General features: G+C 41.7%; 24 protein-coding genes and 2 riboswitches. Of the genes, 11 read left to right on the top strand and 13 right to left on the bottom strand.

Translation table 11 applies throughout. The features are described 5' to 3' along the window. Window positions 1-24 precede the first annotated feature (24 nt). Window positions 25-1,236, top strand: a complete 1,212-nt coding sequence (locus V3595_RS09590) for an MFS transporter (RefSeq protein ID WP_485906895.1) — start codon at window positions 25-27, stop codon at window positions 1,234-1,236. A gap of 289 nt (window positions 1,237-1,525) precedes the next feature. Next, a riboswitch (cyclic di-GMP riboswitch) is annotated at window positions 1,526-1,615 on the top strand. A 639-nt stretch (window positions 1,616-2,254) separates the two neighbouring features. Here V3595_RS09590 and V3595_RS09585 read toward each other — a convergent pair. Then, window positions 2,255-2,395, bottom strand: a complete 141-nt coding sequence (locus V3595_RS09585) for a hypothetical protein (RefSeq protein WP_485906893.1) — start codon at window positions 2,393-2,395, stop codon at window positions 2,255-2,257. A 374-nt stretch (window positions 2,396-2,769) separates the two neighbouring features. On the opposite strand from V3595_RS09585, the gene V3595_RS09580 reads away from it, so the two are divergent. Next, window positions 2,770-4,227: a SulP family inorganic anion transporter gene (locus V3595_RS09580; protein WP_485906892.1), complete on the top strand. Its 1,458-nt coding sequence runs from the start codon at window positions 2,770-2,772 to the stop codon at window positions 4,225-4,227. An 85-nt stretch (window positions 4,228-4,312) separates the two neighbouring features. Then, window positions 4,313-4,459 (top strand): hypothetical protein, encoded by a 147-nt coding sequence (locus V3595_RS09575; RefSeq protein WP_155726446.1) that lies wholly within the window; start codon window positions 4,313-4,315, stop codon window positions 4,457-4,459. A 99-nt stretch (window positions 4,460-4,558) separates the two neighbouring features. Here V3595_RS09575 and V3595_RS09570 read toward each other — a convergent pair whose 3' ends face one another. Further along, window positions 4,559-5,488 carry a manganese-dependent inorganic pyrophosphatase gene (locus tag V3595_RS09570; protein WP_214743462.1) on the bottom strand — a complete coding sequence of 310 codons (930 nt, stop codon included), beginning with the start codon at window positions 5,486-5,488 and terminating at the stop codon, window positions 4,559-4,561. Between the two features lie 293 nt (window positions 5,489-5,781). Next, window positions 5,782-5,962: riboswitch (cobalamin riboswitch) on the top strand. Window positions 5,963-6,101: 139 nt separating this feature from the next. Here V3595_RS09570 and V3595_RS09565 point away from each other — a divergent pair. The 4 genes from V3595_RS09565 (at window position 6,102) to V3595_RS09550 (ending at window position 10,195) form a co-directional block, all read left to right on the top strand. Then, the gene (locus V3595_RS09565; RefSeq protein WP_485906889.1) at window positions 6,102-8,399 is read left to right on the top strand and encodes a ribonucleoside-diphosphate reductase subunit alpha; all 2,298 of its coding nucleotides are present in this window, start codon (window positions 6,102-6,104) and stop codon (window positions 8,397-8,399) included. Window positions 8,400-8,444: 45 nt separating this feature from the next. After that, window positions 8,445-9,497: a ribonucleotide-diphosphate reductase subunit beta gene (locus tag V3595_RS09560; protein WP_137023613.1), complete on the top strand. Its 1,053-nt coding sequence runs from the start codon at window positions 8,445-8,447 to the stop codon at window positions 9,495-9,497. Next, a complete protein-coding gene (locus V3595_RS09555) occupies window positions 9,478-9,906 on the top strand; it encodes a flavodoxin domain-containing protein (protein ID WP_485906888.1) in 429 nt (142 codons plus the stop codon). The genes V3595_RS09560 and V3595_RS09555 overlap by 20 nt, the downstream gene beginning before the upstream one ends. A 121-nt stretch (window positions 9,907-10,027) precedes the next feature. After that, a complete protein-coding gene (locus V3595_RS09550; protein WP_485906886.1) occupies window positions 10,028-10,195 on the top strand; it encodes a hypothetical protein in 168 nt (55 codons plus the stop codon). Between the two features lie 41 nt (window positions 10,196-10,236). Here the strand turns inward: V3595_RS09550 and V3595_RS09545 are convergent, their stop codons facing one another. Next, on the bottom strand, window positions 10,237-10,434 hold the full coding sequence (locus V3595_RS09545) for a cold-shock protein (protein WP_028393295.1): 198 nt from the start codon (window positions 10,432-10,434) through the stop codon (window positions 10,237-10,239). Window positions 10,435-10,631: 197 nt separating this feature from the next. Then, window positions 10,632-11,123 carry a hypothetical protein gene (locus tag V3595_RS09540; RefSeq protein ID WP_402901496.1) on the bottom strand — a complete coding sequence of 164 codons (492 nt, stop codon included), beginning with the start codon at window positions 11,121-11,123 and terminating at the stop codon, window positions 10,632-10,634. 114 nt (window positions 11,124-11,237) lie between these two features. Here V3595_RS09540 and V3595_RS09535 point away from each other — a divergent pair, with 114 nt between their 5' ends. Continuing rightward, entirely contained in the window at window positions 11,238-11,717 is a 480-nt protein-coding gene (locus V3595_RS09535; RefSeq protein WP_485906884.1) for a GNAT family N-acetyltransferase, read from the top strand. On the opposite strand, the gene modB is transcribed toward V3595_RS09535, so the two are convergent. After that, window positions 11,679-12,332 carry a molybdate ABC transporter permease subunit gene (gene modB / locus V3595_RS09530; protein WP_402901502.1) on the bottom strand — a complete coding sequence of 218 codons (654 nt, stop codon included), beginning with the start codon at window positions 12,330-12,332 and terminating at the stop codon, window positions 11,679-11,681. The genes V3595_RS09535 and modB overlap by 39 nt on opposite strands. 248 nt (window positions 12,333-12,580) lie before the next feature. On the opposite strand from modB, the gene spx reads away from it, so the two are divergent. Then, window positions 12,581-12,976 (top strand): transcriptional regulator Spx, encoded by a 396-nt coding sequence (spx, locus tag V3595_RS09525; protein ID WP_034314875.1) that lies wholly within the window; start codon window positions 12,581-12,583, stop codon window positions 12,974-12,976. Window positions 12,977-13,031: 55 nt separating this feature from the next. Here the strand turns inward: spx and V3595_RS09520 are convergent, their stop codons facing one another. The 5 genes from V3595_RS09520 to V3595_RS09500 all read right to left on the bottom strand — a co-directional run bounded on the left by V3595_RS09520 (window position 13,032) and on the right by V3595_RS09500 (window position 17,524). Then, window positions 13,032-14,462, bottom strand: a complete 1,431-nt coding sequence (locus tag V3595_RS09520; RefSeq protein WP_485906881.1) for a HAMP domain-containing sensor histidine kinase — start codon at window positions 14,460-14,462, stop codon at window positions 13,032-13,034. After that, the gene (locus tag V3595_RS09515; protein ID WP_485906879.1) at window positions 14,452-15,141 is read right to left on the bottom strand and encodes a response regulator transcription factor; all 690 of its coding nucleotides are present in this window, start codon (window positions 15,139-15,141) and stop codon (window positions 14,452-14,454) included. Before V3595_RS09515 ends, V3595_RS09520 begins: the two co-directional genes overlap by 11 nt. A gap of 274 nt (window positions 15,142-15,415) precedes the next feature. Then, window positions 15,416-16,342, bottom strand: coding sequence for a cation diffusion facilitator family transporter (locus V3595_RS09510; protein WP_485906877.1), 927 nt, complete (start codon window positions 16,340-16,342; stop codon window positions 15,416-15,418). 209 nt (window positions 16,343-16,551) lie between these two features. Continuing rightward, on the bottom strand, window positions 16,552-16,683 hold the full coding sequence (locus tag V3595_RS09505) for a hypothetical protein (RefSeq protein ID WP_485906875.1): 132 nt from the start codon (window positions 16,681-16,683) through the stop codon (window positions 16,552-16,554). A 97-nt stretch (window positions 16,684-16,780) separates the two neighbouring features. Next, entirely contained in the window at window positions 16,781-17,524 is a 744-nt protein-coding gene (locus V3595_RS09500) for a metallophosphoesterase family protein (RefSeq protein ID WP_485906874.1), read from the bottom strand. Between the two features lie 216 nt (window positions 17,525-17,740). Between V3595_RS09500 and V3595_RS09495 the strand changes: the two genes are divergently transcribed. Next, complete coding sequence (locus V3595_RS09495) at window positions 17,741-17,881, top strand: YjcZ family sporulation protein (RefSeq protein WP_402901516.1); 141 nt, start codon at window positions 17,741-17,743, stop codon at window positions 17,879-17,881. A gap of 139 nt (window positions 17,882-18,020) precedes the next feature. On the opposite strand, the gene V3595_RS09490 is transcribed toward V3595_RS09495, so the two are convergent. Further along, window positions 18,021-18,986 carry an NAD(P)H-dependent flavin oxidoreductase gene (locus V3595_RS09490; RefSeq protein WP_485906871.1) on the bottom strand — a complete coding sequence of 322 codons (966 nt, stop codon included), beginning with the start codon at window positions 18,984-18,986 and terminating at the stop codon, window positions 18,021-18,023. 80 nt (window positions 18,987-19,066) lie between these two features. Here V3595_RS09490 and V3595_RS09485 point away from each other — a divergent pair, with 80 nt between their 5' ends. Further along, window positions 19,067-19,579, top strand: a complete 513-nt coding sequence (locus V3595_RS09485; protein WP_241593642.1) for a gamma carbonic anhydrase family protein — start codon at window positions 19,067-19,069, stop codon at window positions 19,577-19,579. A gap of 77 nt (window positions 19,580-19,656) precedes the next feature. On the opposite strand, the gene paaX is transcribed toward V3595_RS09485, so the two are convergent. Beyond that, window positions 19,657-20,538 (bottom strand): phenylacetic acid degradation operon negative regulatory protein PaaX, encoded by an 882-nt coding sequence (gene paaX / locus V3595_RS09480; RefSeq protein ID WP_485907573.1) that lies wholly within the window; start codon window positions 20,536-20,538, stop codon window positions 19,657-19,659. Between the two features lie 85 nt (window positions 20,539-20,623). Beyond that, window positions 20,624-21,400 (bottom strand): enoyl-CoA hydratase-related protein, encoded by a 777-nt coding sequence (locus V3595_RS09475; RefSeq protein WP_402901526.1) that lies wholly within the window; start codon window positions 21,398-21,400, stop codon window positions 20,624-20,626. Between the last annotated feature and the right edge of the window lie 2 nt (window positions 21,401-21,402).

Here is a 21,402-nt window from a genome sequence, read left to right as displayed (position 1 = left end):
TCGAAGGAAAGAAGTGTATGTAAAATGAACGCTCATAAAATAGCTAAACGGAATCTTTTCATCATGTGGTTCGCCAATTTCTTCATAGGCGGGAGCATGACGATGGTTCTCCCATTCATATCCTTATACATTGGTACATTCGGAGATTATTCGACTCAATATATCCAGCATTGGTCCGGATGGACTTTTGGAATCACTTTCGTGACTGCCTTTTTATTTTCCCCCATTTGGGGACGGATTGGTGACCGGTATGGCAGAAAGAAAATTTTGATTGCCTGCGCCTTTGGGATGGGCCTGTCCATCTTCCTGATGGGATTCGTCGAAAATGTTTGGCAGCTATTCGTCCTAAGGATGTTCACAGGAATATTCACTGGCTTCATTTCCATGTCCCAGGCCTTCATATCAACGCAGACACCAAAAGAAATTGCCGGACGTGTACTCGGAACCTTACAAACGGGAAATATTACCGGTTCCCTTTTCGGACCATTGCTTGGCGGTGTGCTTGCAGACACACTCGGTTATTCAACCGCCTTTAAATTCACCTCCATCACCATTTTCATCTCTGGTCTTCTTGTTTTTGCAACCAAGGAGTACCGAATGGAGCGGCAGAAGGGAACGAAGTCGAGCTATACAAGCAGGGAGGTTGTCTCACATATCTTAAGGAACCCCATCTTAGTGAATGTCATGCTCATCTCCACGCTTGTCCAAGTTGCCCACTTCAGCATCCAGCCCATTCTTTCTTTATACGTTGGTGAGCTGCATGGAACTTCCAATCTTGGTTTTTATTCAGGAATCGCCTTTTCTGCAGCAGGCCTCGGGAATTTATTGATGGCGCGTCACTGGGGCAAGATAGGTGATCGGCATGGACATGTGAAGATTCTAGTGCTGCTTCTTTTTCTGACAGCTCTTGTCTACTTGCCAGGTGCCTTCATCAATCATTTTTGGCAGCTTGTTTTTGTACGTTTCATACTAGGCATGGCGATAGGCGGCATCATCCCTGTAAGGATTGCCTACATTCGCCAAGAAGCGCCTGTCGCAATGCAGGGGGAAGTGCTTGGGTACAATACGAGCCTGCGCTTTTTAGGCAATATCATCGGACCCGCAATGGGAGGAATGGTTGCTGGTTTCTACGGATTCTCCGCCGTTTTCATAACGACCAGCACGTTACTCCTCATTGCCGGCCTTGTCCTCTATTTCGCGATGCACCGCAATCCGGAGTTGGCCAGAACACATTAATCACACTTTGGCAAGAAAGCCTGCTTCCAGATGGAAGCAGGCTTTCTCATGTTTAATGCTCATCGTTTCGGTCGTATTCCGATACAGGATTGAAAGCTTATAGCCTACCTATACATTTAAATCAAGAATCAGGGTTATTGTAAATGGGGGATTATTGAAGGGAAATCGAGAAAAAGATTTGAAACGGTCACGTTCATGCCTATCCGTAAATTCCATCACCCCTTAGGTCCCACCCATAAACTGATAAGTATTTTTTCTGCACTTCATCACACATTAGATTTTATGTTAAGATTATTTTAGGCAAATTTTATGAAAGTAAAAGACGCAAAGCCACGGGCCTAAACCAACAACTAGTTGTCATGGCAGCCGGGCTGCCAAGATTTTTCTTGAATGGATCACTTTATTATCAATTTCTTGCCCCTTTTTAATTTGCCTAAAATTAAAACAAGGAGGGTTATATATGTTCTTTCCAACCATTTATTCAGCTACTACGGATGAAAGACACATAGTTAAAGATAAAAATACTTGTGCATGCGGCACAAGATATAATGTATTCGCAATGTTGTCCAGAAGCGACCTTCGAAAGATCAGGTTCAAGCATTATAAAGAAGTGACATGTCCTAAATGTAAATCCAGTATCATTGATCAGGAATAGCCTCTTAACTCCGGAGGGTTCCTACTCCCAAAACTTTGAAAGAGCTGGCCTTTTCACCCTCACCACTTCCTTGAATGGAAAAAAGGAAAATATAGTTTTGGTAAAAGACTCTCTTACCTCATGCCCACTTATACTGACACAGTTAATGCACTATCTTTTTTAATTATATGAATAGTAAATGTACGGTCGGCCCTAAAACTTTCTCGATTGATATAAATCATCATGTGGTTTATAAGTAATCATTAGATTCTATCGCGTTTCACTACCTTCTAAAACCCATGTCTGGAATGTCATGAATCGGTTCCAATCGGTGCGCAAAGCGAGTAGTTATGAAATAGATCCCTACCGTTTTACTCCACTACTTTAGCGTGAATCAAAAGCTTGTAGGTCAAAAATGGCCAAGCCATTTTTTCGGCAATCCATTTCGACTGACATTATTATATGCATGGCCTGTATACAGACATAATAAATGATCAGCTTTCTAGTGGTACCGCCTACCTCCATATGATTATCGGCTGTTTACTAAGATAATGATATCTCTCCTCGCAATACGAAGGTACGAGTTTATTTTCCCTTTCAACCGGTAATCTTCATATCATTCCTTTTAGTCATTGATTTTTTTCAGTTTTGGAGACTCTACCGAAGGTTAATAAACAGTTTTCCGATTCATCGTATAGATGAATCGATGCTTCTTCATGATGGCTCAAGCACCTTTTGTATCAATTCTTCCCTCTTTAGGCATTTTACCTTCATTCAGTAAGAAATGAATAGCCCTCGATTTGTCGTTTATATTATCCATATAGATAGAAAGAAGGACTCATGCTATAATTTATTGCGTTAAAAAACACACATATATAAAAGAAAGAAGGAGTGTTTCTTTGAATACATCTGCATACAAACAGGAATGGTTCGGCAACGTTAGAGGAGATGTTCTATCGGGAATTGTCGTTGCCTTGGCATTGATTCCGGAGGCGATTGCCTTTTCGATCATTGCTGGCGTTGACCCAATGGTTGGTCTATATGCCTCATTCTGCATTGCCATTGTCATCTCTTTCGTCGGCGGGAGGCCGGGAATGATATCGGCTGCCACTGGCGCAATGGCACTCGTCATGGTCGACCTTGTTAAAGATCATGGCTTGAACTATTTACTTGCTGCAACAATATTGACTGGTTTGCTGCAAATTTTACTAGGGGTCTTAAAAATCGGGAAATTAATGAAGTTCATCCCGAAGCCGGTCATGACTGGTTTTGTGAATTCTTTAGCCATCTTGATTTTCACGGCACAGCTCACCCATTTCGTGGGCGAAACGTGGATCATGTATGTCATGACAGCCGTTTCATTAGCTATCATTTATCTTTTTCCGCTGATCACGAAAGTCATACCTTCACCACTTGTCGCCATCATATTCATGACGATCGTTGCAGTTACCACGGGGGCTACGGTGCGGACGGTTGGGGATATGGGGCAATTGACCGAAGCGCTTCCGATGTTCATGCTTCCAGACATCCCTTTGACCTTCCAAACTTTGGCCATAATTTTCCCTTATTCCATTGCCCTTGCGTTTGTTGGGCTGCTAGAATCGTTATTGACAGCTCAAATTGTCGATGAGATGACTGACACGGACAGTAATAAAAATAAGGAAGCCAAAGGCCAGGGGATTTCGAATATCATCGCCGGATGTTTTGGAGGCATGGCAGGATGTGCGATGATCGGCCAATCCGGTATCAACATTAAATCAGGTGGAAGGGGCCGGCTCTCGACATTTGTAGCGGGCGCATTCCTTATGGTATTAATCGTGGTATTGAATGATGTCCTTATTAAAATACCGATGGCTGCACTTGTCGCAGTCATGATCATGGTTTCAATCGGGACATTTGACTGGTCTTCCCTAAAGAGGCTCACTAAAGCTCCTAAGTCGGATGCAGCCGTGATGATCGTGACGGTCCTCATTGTTCTTTATACACATGACTTATCAAAAGGGGTATTTGCCGGAGTGCTTTTAAGCATGATTTTCTTCTCGGCTAAAATTTCTAAAGTGGCAGTAGAGAAAACGGAAGACATTCAGGCTAAAAAAATCACTTATCGTATCAGCGGACAAATATTTTTCGCTTCTGTCCAGGACTTTGTTTCGAAGTTCGACTTCAAGGAAAAAGCCGATGCAATCGTCATCGACTTCACCCATTCCAAAATTTGGGATGCTTCAGCAGTCGGTGCTGTTGATACGGTTATCCTTAAATATCAGCTTCTGGGAATACCTGTCCAAGTGCAAGGACTCGATGAAGAGAGTTCGTCATTGCTTGAAAAACTCGCCACCTCAGAAAGTAAAATATCTTGAAGAAGTAACATTCTGCTGAATAGAAACTTTTCAAACCGACAAAATAGATAACATGAATCATTTCCTTTTGAAAGGAGCGAAAAGCATGACACCAGAGCAGGATTATACAGCAGCAAATCTGTCACCGGATTTATTGAATGAACTGAAAAGCTTTGAAAGCAAATTAGGCGAGGAAGCCAATAAAGAATTGATTGTCATCGCCTATGAAAAAGAAAAGGAAGCCTTGAATTAAGAAAAAAGACTCAAACACCCTTAATGGATGGTTGAGTCTTTTTTTTGCATGTACAGAAAAAGGATGCCCAAATTTTTAATGAGCGTCCCTTTTCATTTATTACTTGCTGAATACGTCCGTTAAGACCGGCACGATTTGTTTTTTACGCGATACAACGCCTTCTAAGACGGCGATGTTGTTGTTTAATGACACGTCGTATGCTTTTTCCACTGCATAAGCTGCTTTACCAAGAGCCAAGGCAACAGAATCATTAGTCAAGATATCCGTTACGACGAATAGGAATAAGTCCAATTCCTTCACAGCGATTACCGCTTCAATCGCCGCTTCCAATTCAGCTTGCTTAGCAAGGACTTCGTTCGGATCAACAGCATTGACCTGTGCTATCTCCACTTTAGCCATTCCCATGGAGAATTCCTTTGCATCAAGAGTGATAAGCTGGGCAATCGTTTTGTCGCTCAAGTCAGCTCCCGCCTTCAACATTTCCAAGCCATATGTTTCAGCGTCGACTCCCGCAATGGCAGCCAATTCCATAGCTGCTGCAACGTCTTGCTCCGTGCATGTAGGTGATTTGAACAATAAAGAATCGGAAATGATGGCAGACAGCATAAGACCTGCGATTGCTTTAGGAACTTCAATGCCGTTTTCTTTATAAATTTTATTTAAAATGGTTGCCGTACAGCCAACTGGTTCCGCACGGTAATATAAAGGATCGCTCGTTTCGAAGTTAGCGATACGGTGATGGTCGATAACTTCCAACACACGGACTTGGTCAATATCTTCAGCACTTTGCTGGCGTTCATTATGATCGACCAGGATTACTCCATCAGCTTCCCCTGCAACTTTTTCCACAAGACGGGGAGCTTCGAATTTGAATTGGTCCAATGCATATTGAGTTTCACCATTCACTTCACCCAGACGAACTGGTTCAGCGTTGATACCTAACTGCTTTTTCAGATCTGCATAAGCGATTGCTGAACAGATTGTGTCTGTATCCGGGTTTTTATGTCCAAAAACTAATACTTTTTCCAAGATTTTATCCCCTTTTTCATAAATATTTTTCCGCGAATCCCCTCACCGCAATAAGGGAGAGCCACCTTTACTAGACACTTTATTTTAACACAAAATCCCGTAAAATCAGCGCTTGAATTATCCATTCCTCAATAAAATCTTTCATTCTTTCACTCTCTGCCATCACTTTGTCAATAGATAAGGGTTGGTTTTTTTCAAATATATTAGTTGAATTATCATCGTATATGGCTTACGATAATATAAGCAGAAATACTAGATATTGATTACATAAACAATACCAATAACTATATATAGAATTTTTTATAATCCAAGGTGCCAGTGATGGCTGAAAAGGGAATCCGGTGCAAACCCGGAACTGTCCCCGCAACTGTAAATGTGACGAAATGAGAAACCCACTGTATAGCTCTCTATACGGGAAGGACTCAAAGTAGGATGATCATGAGTCAGGAGACCTGCCTTGAATTTTTCACGTTTCTTATTCTTCGGGGATTGAGATGATGAAACGATAGTATAACGGCTATTTTTTCATGGCTCTTTTATTCTATCGTTTGATCCGCTCAATTCTTTGGGCGGTTTTTTTTATTTTAGCGGAAGTTAACAAGGAGGATTATTAATGACTCAAACATATAACTCTACCATAAGTGAAAATGACACAGAAACGAAATCCATTCAGCTTGAGATGTTATCGAAGGAATTCGAAGGCCGTCTCGATATGGAAAAGTTCAAAAAGCGTTTTACAAAATGGCTTGATCGCAAAAGTGACTCAACCGAAGAACAGGCATCAAAAAAACTGATTCAGCTCGCTCTTGAAGGTGTGGATATCGATGCTCCGGATTGGACATTCGTTGCTGCAGCAGAACTGTTGAATACAATGTATAGGGATGCACAAGCCAATCGAGGTTATGAAGGCAAGAGTTATGGCCCATTCTATGAGCTGATCACAGAACTCTCCCAGCTTTCGGAAGGTCAGCGTTATCCAATTTATAAACCAGAACTGCTATCTTCATATACAAAAGCGGAAATTGAGGAATTGGGTTCGGTGATCGACCCGGAAAAAGATAAATTATTCTCTTACATAGGCATCTACTTATTGAACGACCGCTATCTGGCCCGCCCAAAAAAGGACAAGGTCTACGAACTGCCGCAAGAACGTTTCATGATCATCGCGATGGAAATCATGCGAATGGAAAAAACGGAGCACCGCCTGCAACTTATAAAAGAAGCATACTGGGCCATGTCCAACCTTTATATGACCGTTGCGACTCCTACACTCTCCAATGCAGGTAAAACACATGGACAGTTAAGCTCTTGCTTTATCGACGCAATTGAAGATTCCATTGATGGCATCTATCTATCAAACTACGATGCAGCAAAAGTATCTAAATTCGGCGGCGGTGTCGGCCTTTACGTTGGTAAGGTTCGCTCGCTTGGTTCTGATATCCGGGGTTTCTCTGGAAACAGTTCCGGCACAACGCCCTGGATTCGACTATTCAACCAGACAGCTGTAAGTGTCGATCAATTGGGGCAACGTAAAGGTGCCATAGCGATTTACTTGGATGCCTGGCATAAAGATATCATGAGTTTCCTCGATTTGAAGACACAAAACGGGGATGACAGATTAAAAGCCCATGATATTTTTACAGGCGTATGCATACCGGATTTATTCATGGAGGCTGTACGCGACAGAAAAGAATGGTATCTTTTCGATCCGCATACCGTTAAGCAAACCCTTGGATTTTCACTTGAAGATCTTTATGACGAGAAGAAAGGCGAAGGAAGCTTCAGGAATCATTATGCACTTGCTGTCGAGGCCGCAGAAAATGGCACGCTTCCAAACTATAGCTTTGAAAAAATCAATGCGATGGACATCATGAAAAGCATCATGATTTCTCAATTAGAAGAAGGTGTACCGTATATGTTCTATCGCGATGAAGTGAATCGGAAGAATCCCAATAAACATAAAGGTATGATCTATTGTTCTAACCTTTGCACGGAGATTGCCCAAAACCTAAGCCCTTCGACGATCACGGATGAATATGAAACAGAAGATGGAGATGTTGTTGTGGTTCGTAAAAGCGGCGATTTCGTTGTCTGCAACCTTTCATCCATTAACTTGCCCCGAGCGGTGGGCAGCGATGTTTTGGAAAGATTGATTCCCATTCAGATCCGTATGCTGGACAATGTCATTGATGTGAATAATCTTCCTGTCAAACAAGCATCCATCTCGAACAAACGTTACCGGGCAATTGGTTTAGGAACGTTTGGATGGCATCATTTACTTGCCATACAGAATATTTATTGGGAATCCGATGAGGCTGTTCAATATGCTGATGCTTTATACGAAAAGATCGCTTACTTAACAATCAAGGCATCCAACGAATTGGCCAAGGAAAAAGGATCATACCCATATTTTGAAGGATCTGATTGGCATACAGGGGACTATTTCGAACTGCGTGACTATACAGATCAAAAGTGGATGGATTTAAAAGCAGACGTGCAGGAGCATGGGACCCGTAATGGATATCTAATGGCGATTGCCCCCAATTCATCGACAGCCAAGATCGGTAATTCCACGGATGGGATCGACCCTTTATATGAAATTGAATTTTACGAAGAAAAGAAAAACTTCAAATTCAAGGTGACCGCACCAGGCTTGACGCCAAATACGTATGAATATTATAAAAAGACGCGATTCAATTTGGACCAACTGGAAAGCATCAGGCAAAATGCAGCCCGACAACGCCATATTGACCAAGCAATCAGCTTTAATCTGTATGTACACAATACAATCAAAGCGAAGGTCCTGTTGGATATCCATTTAACGGCATGGGAAAGCGGGTTGAAATCAACGTATTATGTTCGTTCGACTTCTTCCGAATATGACAATGCCTGCGAAAGCTGTTCAAGTTAACGACAATCATGACCCAGTAATCTATTCTTAAAGGAGTTTTCACGAATGACCAATCATATCAAAAAAATTCGGATGCTCGAACCGACGCATCCAACCAAGGCAACCGGTGTTTTCAAAGGAGAAGCTTCAGGCTTCCTCCTTTGGAACGATATTCAGTATGAAAAATTCTATGATACCTATACACAGCTCATCAATAACTTTTGGAAGCCTTCGAGCGTGAACATGATTCAGGATAAAAAGCAGTGGGGCGAATTGGATGAAGATATCCAGGACGCTTTTCTCGATATCCTTACGATGATTGCTGGAATGGACAGTCTCCAAACGCCCACTTTAGTAGAAATCCTTCGGTACATCAAAGATCCGGCGGCAAAAGCTATCCTGGCCAACATGGCCCAGCAGGAATCGATCCATAATGAATCTTATTCCTATATCCTTGCTTCGTTGATTCCGGTAGGCAAGCAAAAACAGCTTTTCGACCGCATCAAAGAACATCCTGAAGTGATTAAGCGTAACCAACCGATCGTTGATGCTTATCAAACGTTCGTGGACGATCCCAGCCCACAGCATTTATTCGAGGCACTGATCCATTCAACAAACCTTGAAGGGATTTACTTCTATCTGGCTTTCGCCTTTTATTATAATTTAGGACGCCAAAATCTAATGACCGGTTCCGCTACGATGATATCCTATATTCATCGCGATGAAATGGTCCATTTCGATTTCATTGGAATGCTCATTCAAATCTTGATGTATGAATATCCTGAGTTAAATAATGAAGAAAACACGAAGTTCATCTATACAACGATTGAAAAAGCAGTCGAACTCGAAAAGGAATGGTCTGAATATATGCTCGAAGATATCCAAACCAAAGCCGATCTCGATTTGGAAGAATTCAATGAGTACATCGAATATATCGCCAACAAACGGTTACGTATGCTAGGCCTTGAAAATTTGTATAAAGAGTATGGCGAGAACCCGATGCCATGGATCAAAACGTTCGATGATGAATCCATCGGACTTACCAAAACCGATTTCTTCGAACAGAAATCAAGGACATACAGTCAAGTAAATGCCAGCAATGGGTTCGATGAGCTGTAAAGTTGCCATTGTCTATCATTCTGCCGGCGGCAATACAAAAGCGCTTGCTGAAGCCCTCGCTTCCTTTTTACCTGAAGCTGGACTATATCGAATGAATGAATTCGATTTACGTACATTGGCGCATTACGATGCATTGATTGTCGGCACCTATACATGGGGCAATGGGGAGCTTCCCGCTAAATCAGCAGCCCTTTATAAAGAACTGGAACAGTTGCCTATTGCTCATCTGAAAACGGGAGTCTTCGGCACTGGTGAAACCAACTATAATCATTTTTGCGGGGCGGTCGATCATTTCCGGGACATGTTATTTGCCAAGAGCCAGTTATTGGTGACATTGAAGATAGAACAGATGTATCAAGAATCAGACTTGCCCAGACTTCAAAAGTTCGCCTCGCGATTCCAGAACTGACTGAAAGGTGATATGCATGTTCGCATATCCCCTTTCAGAGTTTTTTTAAAAAACTTGGCTCCCTCTATCATAGCAGCAGTAAGCATGAAGGATAATGGAAGAAAAAAGGAGATAATATCCAATGACTGAAAATATAACCCAGTTCCTTCCTATCCTTTTTATGCTAGTGCTTGTCGTATTCGTTATATTCATCGTGTTTTTCCTGTCTGGGCATTTTAATCGTTCTAAACGGATCGAAGAAAAATTGGACAAAGCATTAAAGGAAATCTTAGAAAAAAAAGAAAAATAAAAAGACTCCAAAATCGGAGTCTTTTTTTTATATGCGTTCAATTATTTTTGAACGTTAGCTGCTTGTGGTCCACGAGCGCCTTGCTCGATTTCGAAAGAAACTTCTTGGCCTTCTTCAAGCGTTTTGAAGCCTTCGCCTTGGATAGCTGAGAAATGTACGAATACATCGTCTTGGCCTTCAACTTCGATGAAACCGAAACCTTTTTCTGCGTTAAACCATTTTACTTTACCTTGTACCATGATAGTTCCTCCTGTGTTTGGAAAAATCCATTTTATTACTATTTTTGGTTCTGGATAATGTTTCAAGAGGAATCCTATTACAGTAAATCCTTCTATCAAACTTTTCCGAACAAAAATAATTACTCATATTATATCATGGGAAATCCTAAAAAAACAAGATTATCGCAGTAAATCAACCGACAAATTATCCTAAAATTCTACATATTCCTCTTCTTGCTTTGTCGGAAGCCTTCGTCCAATAAGTAGCGCTCCGCCTCTACCGGACTCTCGAAACATTCCTCAAGATTCGACCCTGAATAAACATTCCAAAGCAGGTCTTCCCTTTCAAGTGTAAGCTCTTGCTTTTCAGGGCCAATCCATGCCCCTTCCAACCTAGCGAACTCGTTTTCCTCTTCTTCGAATTCAACCGGAGGTTTTGATAGGTAATCCACGCTTTTTTGGATCAATTCTTTCAAATCCGCTTCATTATAGTCACGTATATTGATAAACCCTTTACGGTCAGTGTCTTTTTTTCTCATATGCCCAGCGTAAACGAACCCGTTTCCATTGGGATGCAAGTGCTGAACGACGATTTTTTTCTCCTGGACGCTTTCTGGATAATGGAAGTTCACACGTCCCAATGAAACGTCTTTTCGCTGTAATTCCGGAAAAGTTTCAATGATGCTCAATTTTTCTTCAAATGTTAACAAATTTCTTCCTCATTTCATTAGTTCATATTGTTTGTCGATTATAACATAGACTGATTAGAAACAATAATCTCCTCTTCCATTATAATGTAATGAAAGGGAGTGATTTGATTGATCATGACAATTCGGGACCTGGACTCCGATTATGGCCGGCAGCTTTTTAAACTTCAGAAAGAAGCCTATAAGGTGGAAGCGGATATGATCGGCTTTGCCGATCTCCCTCCATTATTGGAAACATATGAACAATTCATTCATTGTCATGAAACGTTCTTATGCTTTTTAAAGGGTGATGCCTTAGCGGGTGCAATATCTTATACAAAAGAAAATGGCCAAATACTGATTTGCCGGATGGTCGTCCATCCTGATTATTTCCGGCAGGGTATCGCGGATGCACTGCTGCATGCTCTTCAATTACACGGCAACTGGGAAAAGATATCCGTTTCGACAGGTAAAATGAACCTGCCTGCACGGAACCTTTACGAAAAAAACGGATTCACCCATAAAGAGGACATAGAAGCCGCACCTCTCTTTTTCATAAGCATATTCGAGAAACAGCATTCATTTTATGTATGTCACGATAAAAAGCATAATGAATGAAATGACAATGATTACGGCAACCCATAGCCAGGCTAATGTCATATTCCCGGAGTCCATGGCGATATAAATCGCGGTCGGTATGGTTTGTGTCTGTCCGGGAATGTTTCCGGCAAACATGAGTGTGGCCCCGAATTCCCCCAATGCTCGAGCAGAACTCAAGATGGCACCTGTGACGATGGATTTGACCGCCAATGGAAGGGATACATTCAGGAATAATCTCCACTCGCCGGCCCCGTCAACCCTTGCTGCATTTTCGATTTCTTCATCTATACCTTCAAAGCCCGTTTTAGCGGATTGGTACATAAGCGGAAACGCTACCACGGTAGATGCAATGACCGCCGCCCACCACGTGAACATCAGGGGCTGATTAAAAACCCTTTCAATGAATTGTCCCGGCATTCCACTCTTGCCAAAAATCACAATCAATAAAAACCCCACGACGGAAGGCGGCAAAACAAGCGGCAATAAAAACGCTGTTTCCAACAGGACTCTTCCCCTGAATTTCTTTTTAGCCATCATTCGCGCTAGGATAATTCCTAAAATGAAAACAAGGATACCCGATAGTCCCGCTACTTGTATCGATAGCCTGACTGGTGACCAAAAATCCCCTGTCATGATACCATCCGCACATCACTGTTAAATAACGGCCTATGCAGGTCCTTTTTCGGCATCATTACCAAAACAGTTTCTTTTTCATTAAAGGCAGATTCCATTTCATTTTCTCCCTTTCTTTTTTAAAATAACATTTAAGTTTATTTTTCTTGACATCTTGCTGACACAAAGGAACGTTAAAGTAAGAGTATCACAAATATAAAAATAATTTCATTCCAATAAACTTGAAAACTTTGAAGGAGTCGATTTTAATGGTAACAATTTATACAACCCCAAGCAGTTTAGCCTGTCGTAAAGCAAAAGCTTGGCTTAAGAAGAACGAAATTTCCTTTAATGAACGTAACCTATATTCCCAACCTCTTTCTATAGAAGAAATAAAAGAGATTTTACGTAAAACGGAAGGCGGGACAGATGAAATCATCTCAACCCGTTCCAAAAAATTCAAAAGCCTGAATATCGATATAAATAATACACCACTTAATGATCTTTGCAAGCTTATTCAAGATAACCCGGATTTACTTCGCCGGCCAATCATTTTCGACCATAAGAACTTGCATGCAGGATATAATGAAGAAGAAATGGGACGCTTCCTTCCAAGGAAGGTCCGTCATGTACAATTATGGCGTGCAATCAGCCAATTGGCTTAATCAGTTAACATTCTTCATAATAAGAGGGTTGTCCATTACATCGGACAACCCTTTTTTATATCTTATCCGCTTTCTCTATGACAATCGTGAAGGTGGTACCTTGTTCATCGCTATCCTTAAGCACAAGATCTCCCTTTTGCGCTTTTGCGAGCATCTTACTGAATGGCAGTCCCAAGCCTAACCCACGTACCTTCAGCTTTTTGTTTTCACCTCGATAAAATGGTTCGAACACATATTGCTGTTCATGTTTCGGAATCCCCCGCCCGCTGTCCAGTACATCAATGCAGATCCGTTCTTCATCCTTTTCATAAAGGTGAATCTCTATTTTCCCTTTGCCGTCAAGTGCATGTCTGGCATTATTCAAAAGGTTAATGACGATTTGCTGCATCCGCAATGAATCAATTTGACCAAAGACCGGTTCATCAGGAACTTTTATCTCAAAAGCGAACGCTTGATCATCATCCTGGGTCACCTGCCAGCGATAGGCGATTTCCTTGATGAATATATTGATATTCTCTTTTTGCACCCGGATTTTAAAAGCGCCTGCCGATATGGCATTATAATTGAGTAAATCCTCTATCATACCTTGTAAACGCTGAGTTTCCTTTAAGGAAATATCGAGGAATTCCTTACTTTGCTCTCCCTTAACGACATCGTCCTTAACCGCTTGTATCAGTCCGCTAATGGAAGTGACTGGCGTTTTCAAATCATGGGTTACGCCTGCAAGCAATTCCGCCCGCAACTTCTCCATGACCTTCAATCGATTGGTCATTTCCTTAAATGATTCTATCAGTTCATAAATTTCTTCTTCCTTGATTTCCTCTTCCTCTTTGAAATGGATATCATAGTTGCCTTCACGAACCTGGACAGCGGCGTTAGCTACATCTTGGATGGGGCGCGAAATCTGCCTGGAAAGAAAATAAATGACTCCCGTTCCCAGAATCAGAAGGCCTCCAATCATGATCGCCAACAAGCCATGATCTTGGTTGATTTCCTTCAATGCCCCTTCTTCCTGGGCAATGACCACCCAGCCTCTCGTCTCATCGTTAAACGTAATGGGGGATTTGACGACATATACTTTATTGTCGGAAATCTTGACCTTCTGGACTAACTCCGTATTTTTCATGATGACGTCCGGGAGTTTATTTTCATCCGGATCGATATACAATTGTGGCATCGTATATATGATGGTGGCATCGGGATCGACGATATAGATGATTGGCTGTTGGTTCAGATGGAGGATTTTCTCCCTTTCCTCAACAATTTCCGAAAGGATCGGGCCAACGACAATCTGGCCATTTTCCTTAATCGCGCGATCGGATGTTTCATCAGCTAAGTATTTAAGAAGGCTGAGCCTATATTCCAAAGCCGTTTTTTCCATCCACCATAAGGAAAAAACAGACAATAATATCAAACCGGAAATCAAGGTCAATACGTACCTCTTTGTCCAATAGCGTTGTAAAGTGGTTCTTTTTTTAGTTTTCATAGACACTCAATTGATACCCCAATCCACGCAATGTTTTTATTTCCCCCTCAGTTACAGGCCATGCATCTATCGCCTTCCTGATTCGTTTGATCGCCAGGTCCACCGCACGGTCACTGCCGTCATAATCTATGCCCCACACTTGGTCAAGCAGCTGTTCTCTCGTAAAAATTTGGTTAGGGTGCTTAGCGAAAAAAACGAGCAGCGACAAATCACGCGGCGTCAAGTTTATCTCTTCCCCATTTAAATGCACCATATAAGACAGATCATCGATGATTAAACTCCCAAATTGATGTACATGACCATCTTCCGTAACAACCGATGATGATCTTCTTAAAACGGCATGCACCCGGGCCACGACTTCTTCGGCAACGAAGGGTTTGGAGATGTAATCATCCGCACCTGACTTAAATCCCGATAATCTGTAATCGACATCTGTCAGTGCAGTCAACATGATAACCGGACATGTATCGTCCTCCCGAATTTCCTTCAGTATATCCCAGCCTTCCTTACCAGGCAGCATGACATCAAGCAGGACAAGGTCTGGCTTCGTTTCTTCAAACACCGGAATGGCCTTTAGCCCATCGTAAACTTGGACTACATCAAAACCTTCCCGCTCCAAATATGCTTTCAATACCATCGATATGGCGATTTCATCTTCTACTACAAGAATTTTCTTCATTGACGGATTCCTCCTTCCTGAATTATAGTGGAATCATTTTATATATGCTAACTATTAAAAAGACCAAGCATTTTCCCTCAATCTTACCATTTTTATGTGTCAGGATTATGTTCGCAGTAAAATTAACCGATGTTTTCACATAGTAATCTTGTGTAAGTGATCTCGATTCATTTTAACAGGAATGCTTCTGCATGGTCGTAATAATCATCCAGAAAAAAACTATGGTCCCCTTATACACTCTTAAGAGGCTGGCTCTAAACTGAGCCAGCCCTTTTCAATTACATGTCTCGTGTGGATTCGGACAGCCCGCTTCCTGTCTTTCCACTTGGATCGTGCTATGTTCAATTCCAAACTGATCATGAAGTAGTTTTTGCGCTTCTGCTAAAACTGAATCGTGATTACCGCTCTCATCTATGACAACATGGCAGCTCATTGTCAAAAAGCCAGAGGTGATCGTCCAGATATGGAGATCATGGACATCGGATACACCATCCAATTCCATCAAGGATGCTTTCACTTCATCCATATCGACTTGGTCTGGTGTGCCCTCCATCAAGATATGGAAAGAATCCCTCACTACCCTAAAACCGCTGATAATGATTAAAATCGCGACTATGACGCTCGCAATCGGATCTGCAATTCCCCAATCGAAAAAATAAATCAAAAGTGCGGCCGCAATGGCACCCACAGATCCAAGCATATCACCAATAACATGTAAAAAAGCACTCCGTACATTCAGATTGTCTTCCTTATCTCCGCTCATTAAAATCCAGGCCGCAATGATATTAACAAGTAAGCCGATGATTGAAATCATTAGCATTCCCAAGCTTTGCACCTCAGGGGGATCCAGGGACCTCTTAATTGCCTCTATGAAAATGAATACGGATATGACGATCAAGGTCAATCCATTCAAACAAGCAGCAATGATTTCAAACCGTTTATATCCAAACGATTTGGACGATGTCGCTTTCCTTTCCCCCAACCTTATCGCTGTATAACTAAGCCCTAAAGCTGCCGCATCGCTAAGCATGTGACCTGCATCCGACAGTAAAGCCAGACTATTTGTCAAGAATCCGCCAATGACCTCGACGATCATGAATGTGGAGATTAATAAGAAAGATGCCAACAAGGCTTTTTTATTATTAGAATGGTGGTGGTGTCCGTGCCCATGATCATGGGAGTGACCATGATGATGTCCCATGCCATCCCTCCTCTCGGATTTGAAACTTATATATAGTATGGGATAAATCCAGAATGGTTTCAAATGATTCACTTCCGGGATTCACTGGCTGTAAAAAGAGTGATGGAATCAGGCAGGACGTGATCTTTTACGAAAATCCAAAATTCTGGCTTCAGCCATTTCAAAGTAAAAATAAACGCTACAGACATTATCTGCAGCGTTTTTCCCGTTTATCCTTCCTCTTGCATCGTATCATCGACAATGGCGTACAGATCCTTATTAAACAATTCATCATTACAGACAAGACTGTGCATTTCCATCTCTTCCTGCTCTTGATTTACTACCTGTTCCTTTTCCTTCATGACCTACCTCCAGCTTCGTTGAGTTTGCCTATTATCGTATCCACAGGCATGTACCTTTATGCTCAACATTTTTCCATTCTTCATCTTTTTAAACGCCCTAGACCTGCTGGCCGCCATGGAAGGCACGTATAATGAATTCATGCTCTGGGACTTGTAAGCTTTGATACGATGACAGGAACGATGTATTATCATAGGCAACTTTTTCAAGCTTAACCTGAATACCGGTATTTTCAATCGCAACAATGGCATAAGGAGCAACTGGTTCACCATTACAGCCAAGAGAACCAGGATTCAGGAATATCGTTCGGTCATTTTTAAAAAGGTGGATAGGATGATGATGTCCAAATCCTATTAAATCGTGATGCTGATCTTTGAAAAGCGTTTCTAAGTTATTTAAACTCGGTTCAACGATTTTACTAAATGGATTTTGGCTTATGTGCTCATCCAATTTCTTCGATTCCATGTGATAATGGGTGAAGTAAACGGAGTGATCATTAATGATATGATGTATAGTTCGAGGCAATTTTTCCAATTTATTTATGAATTTCCAATGCATCCTTTCAGCTATCCATTCATGATGCTCCTTAACATGAATATGACCGTCCGGATGCGGCTCCCCGTTAATGATGGCCAGGACAGCTTCATCATGATTTCCAGTTATCATCGATACATCATTTCTTGAAAATAAAAGTTCAAGGACTTCATTAGTATCCGGGCCAATCCCGACCATATCTCCCAAACAATAGAGACGATCTATATCTTCCCTTTGATCAACATCCCTAAGAACGGCATTCAACGCTGAAGCATTACCATGCACATCCGTTATAATGGCAACTTTCATGAGTTAGTTCAGCTCCCTTCCCCCACAATCCACATGGTATATTATAACATTTAAAACAAAATCAAAAAAATATTCGGGCTTATTCCCTTGATTTTGCCCACGCCCATTTTTTATGAATAAGCAAACACTTCGGCCTAGAATACATAGTATGAAGTATTCCCGGTAAAGATGTTTTGCTAGGTATGTAATTCATAATATGTATGAGGAGGAAATCAAATGGGTGGAAATGGTAACGAATGTTGTGGCAGCCACGGCGGTTTCGATAACGGATTCGCATTGCTGATCGTATTATTCATCTTGTTGATCATCATTGGATGCAGTTGGGGATTCGGCGGCGGCTTCGGTGGATGCTGCTAATAATGACATAAATCAAAAAGGCGCCTGATCATGGCGCCTTCTTTGTTATGAATTGACTATTAGTGTTTGTCTTTGTATTCCATAGAATTTTCCTTATTACATATAATCCATTAGAAATGAATATCGGTACCCTTAGTTCTCAAATCATAAAAGGGGCAGAGAGTCTCCTCAATCCATCTTCCATATGTTTTTTTGCATCTTTCATCATGCCATCAAGTAATTCCTTTACCGTGGGTATATCGTCAATCAATCCGGCAACCTGGCCGCTGTTCATAAAACCATTGTTAACATCCCCGTTCATCGCCCCATTAATATGATGGACTTCAGAGGTCATTTCACGATAATTCACAGGAGACAGTCCCTGTTTTTCCAAATCCAGGACCTTCTCGGTATATGGGTCCTTCAATACTCTTCTGACCTGGCCAAATGTTCTGCCCAAAATTACCGTATCATTGCCCATCGCTTCGATCAGTTTCTGCTTATATGACGGATGGAACGGTGCTTCTTGTGTAGCGATCAGCCTCGTTCCTAATTGGACTCCTGAAGCCCCCAGCATCAATGCAGCTGCCAACCCCTGTCCATTGCCTATTCCGCCAGCTGCCAAAACTGGAAGCGTCACATGCTTGCTGATTTGCGGAATGAGTGTAAAGGTCGTCATTTCCAGGTTCGAATTGATGCCGGCAGCTTCAAACCCTTCTGCGACCAACACATCAGCCCCTGCCGCTTGCGCTTTTTGCGCGTGCTTGACCGACGCAACGATGGCAATCACTTTTATATTCTTTTTTTGCAATAGCGGAATGAAAGGGGCAGGATTTCCTGCTGATAAGGAAACTACAGGTATTTCATGCTTCAGGACAAGACTCACTAACTCATCTGTATATGGACTAACATTTATTGGAATGTTCAACGCGAAATTGTTATTGGTTTTATCTTTGGTCTCGAGAATGATGGCTTCCACCTGTTCAGGATTCATGGTACCGCACCCTATTGTCCCCAGTCCTCCTGCATTGGAAACTGCAGCCGCAAGACTTGCATTGCTTATATTCCCCATGCCGCCTTGTATAATGGGATATTTTATCGCAAAAAGTTCACAAATACATTTCACTTTCATCCCTCCCTGTCAATTTAATGTTATACTATATTCATCAGAAAAACAATTCTGACTTTTCAAAAAGGAGCGAGACTATGATTATTCCGTACAATAATAAAAAACCATCCATTGATGATACTGTTTTCGTGGCACCCGGCGCTCATTTAATCGGTGATATTTCGATTGGGAAAGACTCGACCATTTGGTTTAATTCCGTACTGCGCGGTGATGAAGATTCAATTACAATAGGAGAAAAATGCAGTATACAAGATAATTCCACCATTCATTTATTTGAAGGATGCCCAGTTGTCATTGAAGACGAAGTGACGGTTGGTCACAATGTCATCCTGCATGGCTGTAAAATAGGCAAACGCTCCATTATCGGTATGGGATCAACGATATTGGATAATGTAGAAATCGGCGAAGAATGCATCGTCGGAGCGAACACATTGATTTCCTCTGGCAAAATCATACCTCCACGTTCACTGGTTATTGGTTCCCCTGGGAAAGTGGTTCGCAGATTGAATGATAAAGATCTTGAATTGATCCAACTTTCAATCGATACATATGTTCAAAAAGGAAAAGACTTCAAAGGGATACTTGATTAATTAAAAGCAAGAGTCGAAAATGATAATGTGAAAAGAGCCTCGGCAAGTCGTCATTAGCGACTGGCTGAAGCTCTTTTTTACTTAATGATCAGTGGATGTTCCTTGGCATCATAGGTTTCGTCTTTCCGGCATAAATCATTGTTTTCTTGAAATACGCTTTCAAAGAAACGGCTTGCTGGTTCAGCCAAGACTTGATAATATTGGCTAAATAAAAGAGCAGCATGATTGCCATTCCACTTTAAAGGCAGAAGTGCCTTTGGCAGGCCCGGATCGATAAATAAAAATTTACGGTATTCATGCACCAAGTTCGTTCGTTCCACAAAACAATCAGCATCAGACATTTCGCCCCTGCTAATGATGCTTTGATGAACGATGAATTGTTTGCTATATTTCTCGATGAATTCTTCATATTTATTTTCAATCTCTTCTAAATGCCAGCTCTTCTCGACAAGTGATTGGTTTTCCTTTGGGCCTTTGTACTCCGATATGAAAAAATCAACATATTCATCTATGTCATATTTCTCGATCAAGCGATTGATTTGTTTCTCCAAATCATTAGGGGAAATCCAGCAACCACTTGAAAAACTGCCAAACCCGCTCCATAATAATTCTTTACGGAGATCATCCCGTAATTGCCGCTTATCTTCAGGGATCGTGTACATTAAGATACGCCATTTACCGTCCCATTCATTCGGTTTCATCTTATATATGCGATTGGCCGCTTCATCCATTCTCTGCACACCGCGATCAGTCAAAAAGTAATAGCTTTTATTTCCCTGCTTCTCTGATTGAATCCAACCTTGCTTGACCATTCGTGAAACGGCTACACGAACGCCCTGCTCATTATGGCCGAATTCCTTTAACAAACGAATTAAACTGCCTATCCAGATTTTACTTCCATAGTTACGGATATAATCGCCGTATATCGTAAAAATCATGGATTGTGTATTAGTACCTATCTTTCTCACCTCGTCCTAACATTGTTACTATTTTCACACGGAAGACATAATAATTATTATATCTTTTTTAAATGAAAGCGCAATATTATTCACCAGTAAATCGTGCTTTTCTCCGTTCACTAAATGCCAGGAGCGCTTCCAATCTGTCTTGAGTCGGGATGGTCAATTCATAGGCTTTTCCTTCTATTGCCATTCCGGTTTGCAAGTCCGTATTCATTCCTTGGTCAATCGCATATTTGGCTTGTTTGACTGCAATCGGCCCGTTTTTCATGATATTTGCTGCCAATTCCCCACAAGCTGACATTAGTTGATCCCTTGGCACGACCTTCAAAAGGATCCCTAATTGATATGCCTCTTCTGCAGTCAATTTTTTAGCGGTGAAGATCAATTCCTTCGCTTTCATTTCTCCAATCAATCTCGGCAGCCGCTGTGTCCCGCCTGCCCCAGGAATAATGGCCCAGCTAGTTTCAGTGAGCCCCAAAGAAACACCTTCGGCAGCAATTGCAAAGTCACATGAAAGCAGCCATTCAAATCCTCCCCCCAATGCATATCCATTGACGGCAGCTATGGTTGGCTGCGGAAGCCCTGCGATACTATTAAAAACATCACGAATCGCTTTAACGTTCCTTCTTACTTCCGCATCATTCAAAGACTTTCTTTCTTTCAAATCCGCTCCCGCGCTGAATGCTTTTTCCCCAGCACCGGTGAAAATGACGACACGGATATCGCCGTCATAATAAACTGCATCGATGACTTCCTGAAGTTCACAAAGTGTCTCATAGTCGAAGCAGTTCAATACGTCAGGCCGATTCACTGTTACATAGCCGATTTGATTTATCACTTCATAAATAACCTTGGACATGA

The sequence above is a fragment of the Bacillus sp. CFBP9009 genome (assembly GCF_036541465.1).
Lineage (GTDB): Bacteria > Bacillota > Bacilli > Bacillales > DSM-1321 > Peribacillus.
Note: the sequence above shows the minus strand (reverse complement) of the source record. Positions and strands in the feature narration are given on the sequence as shown.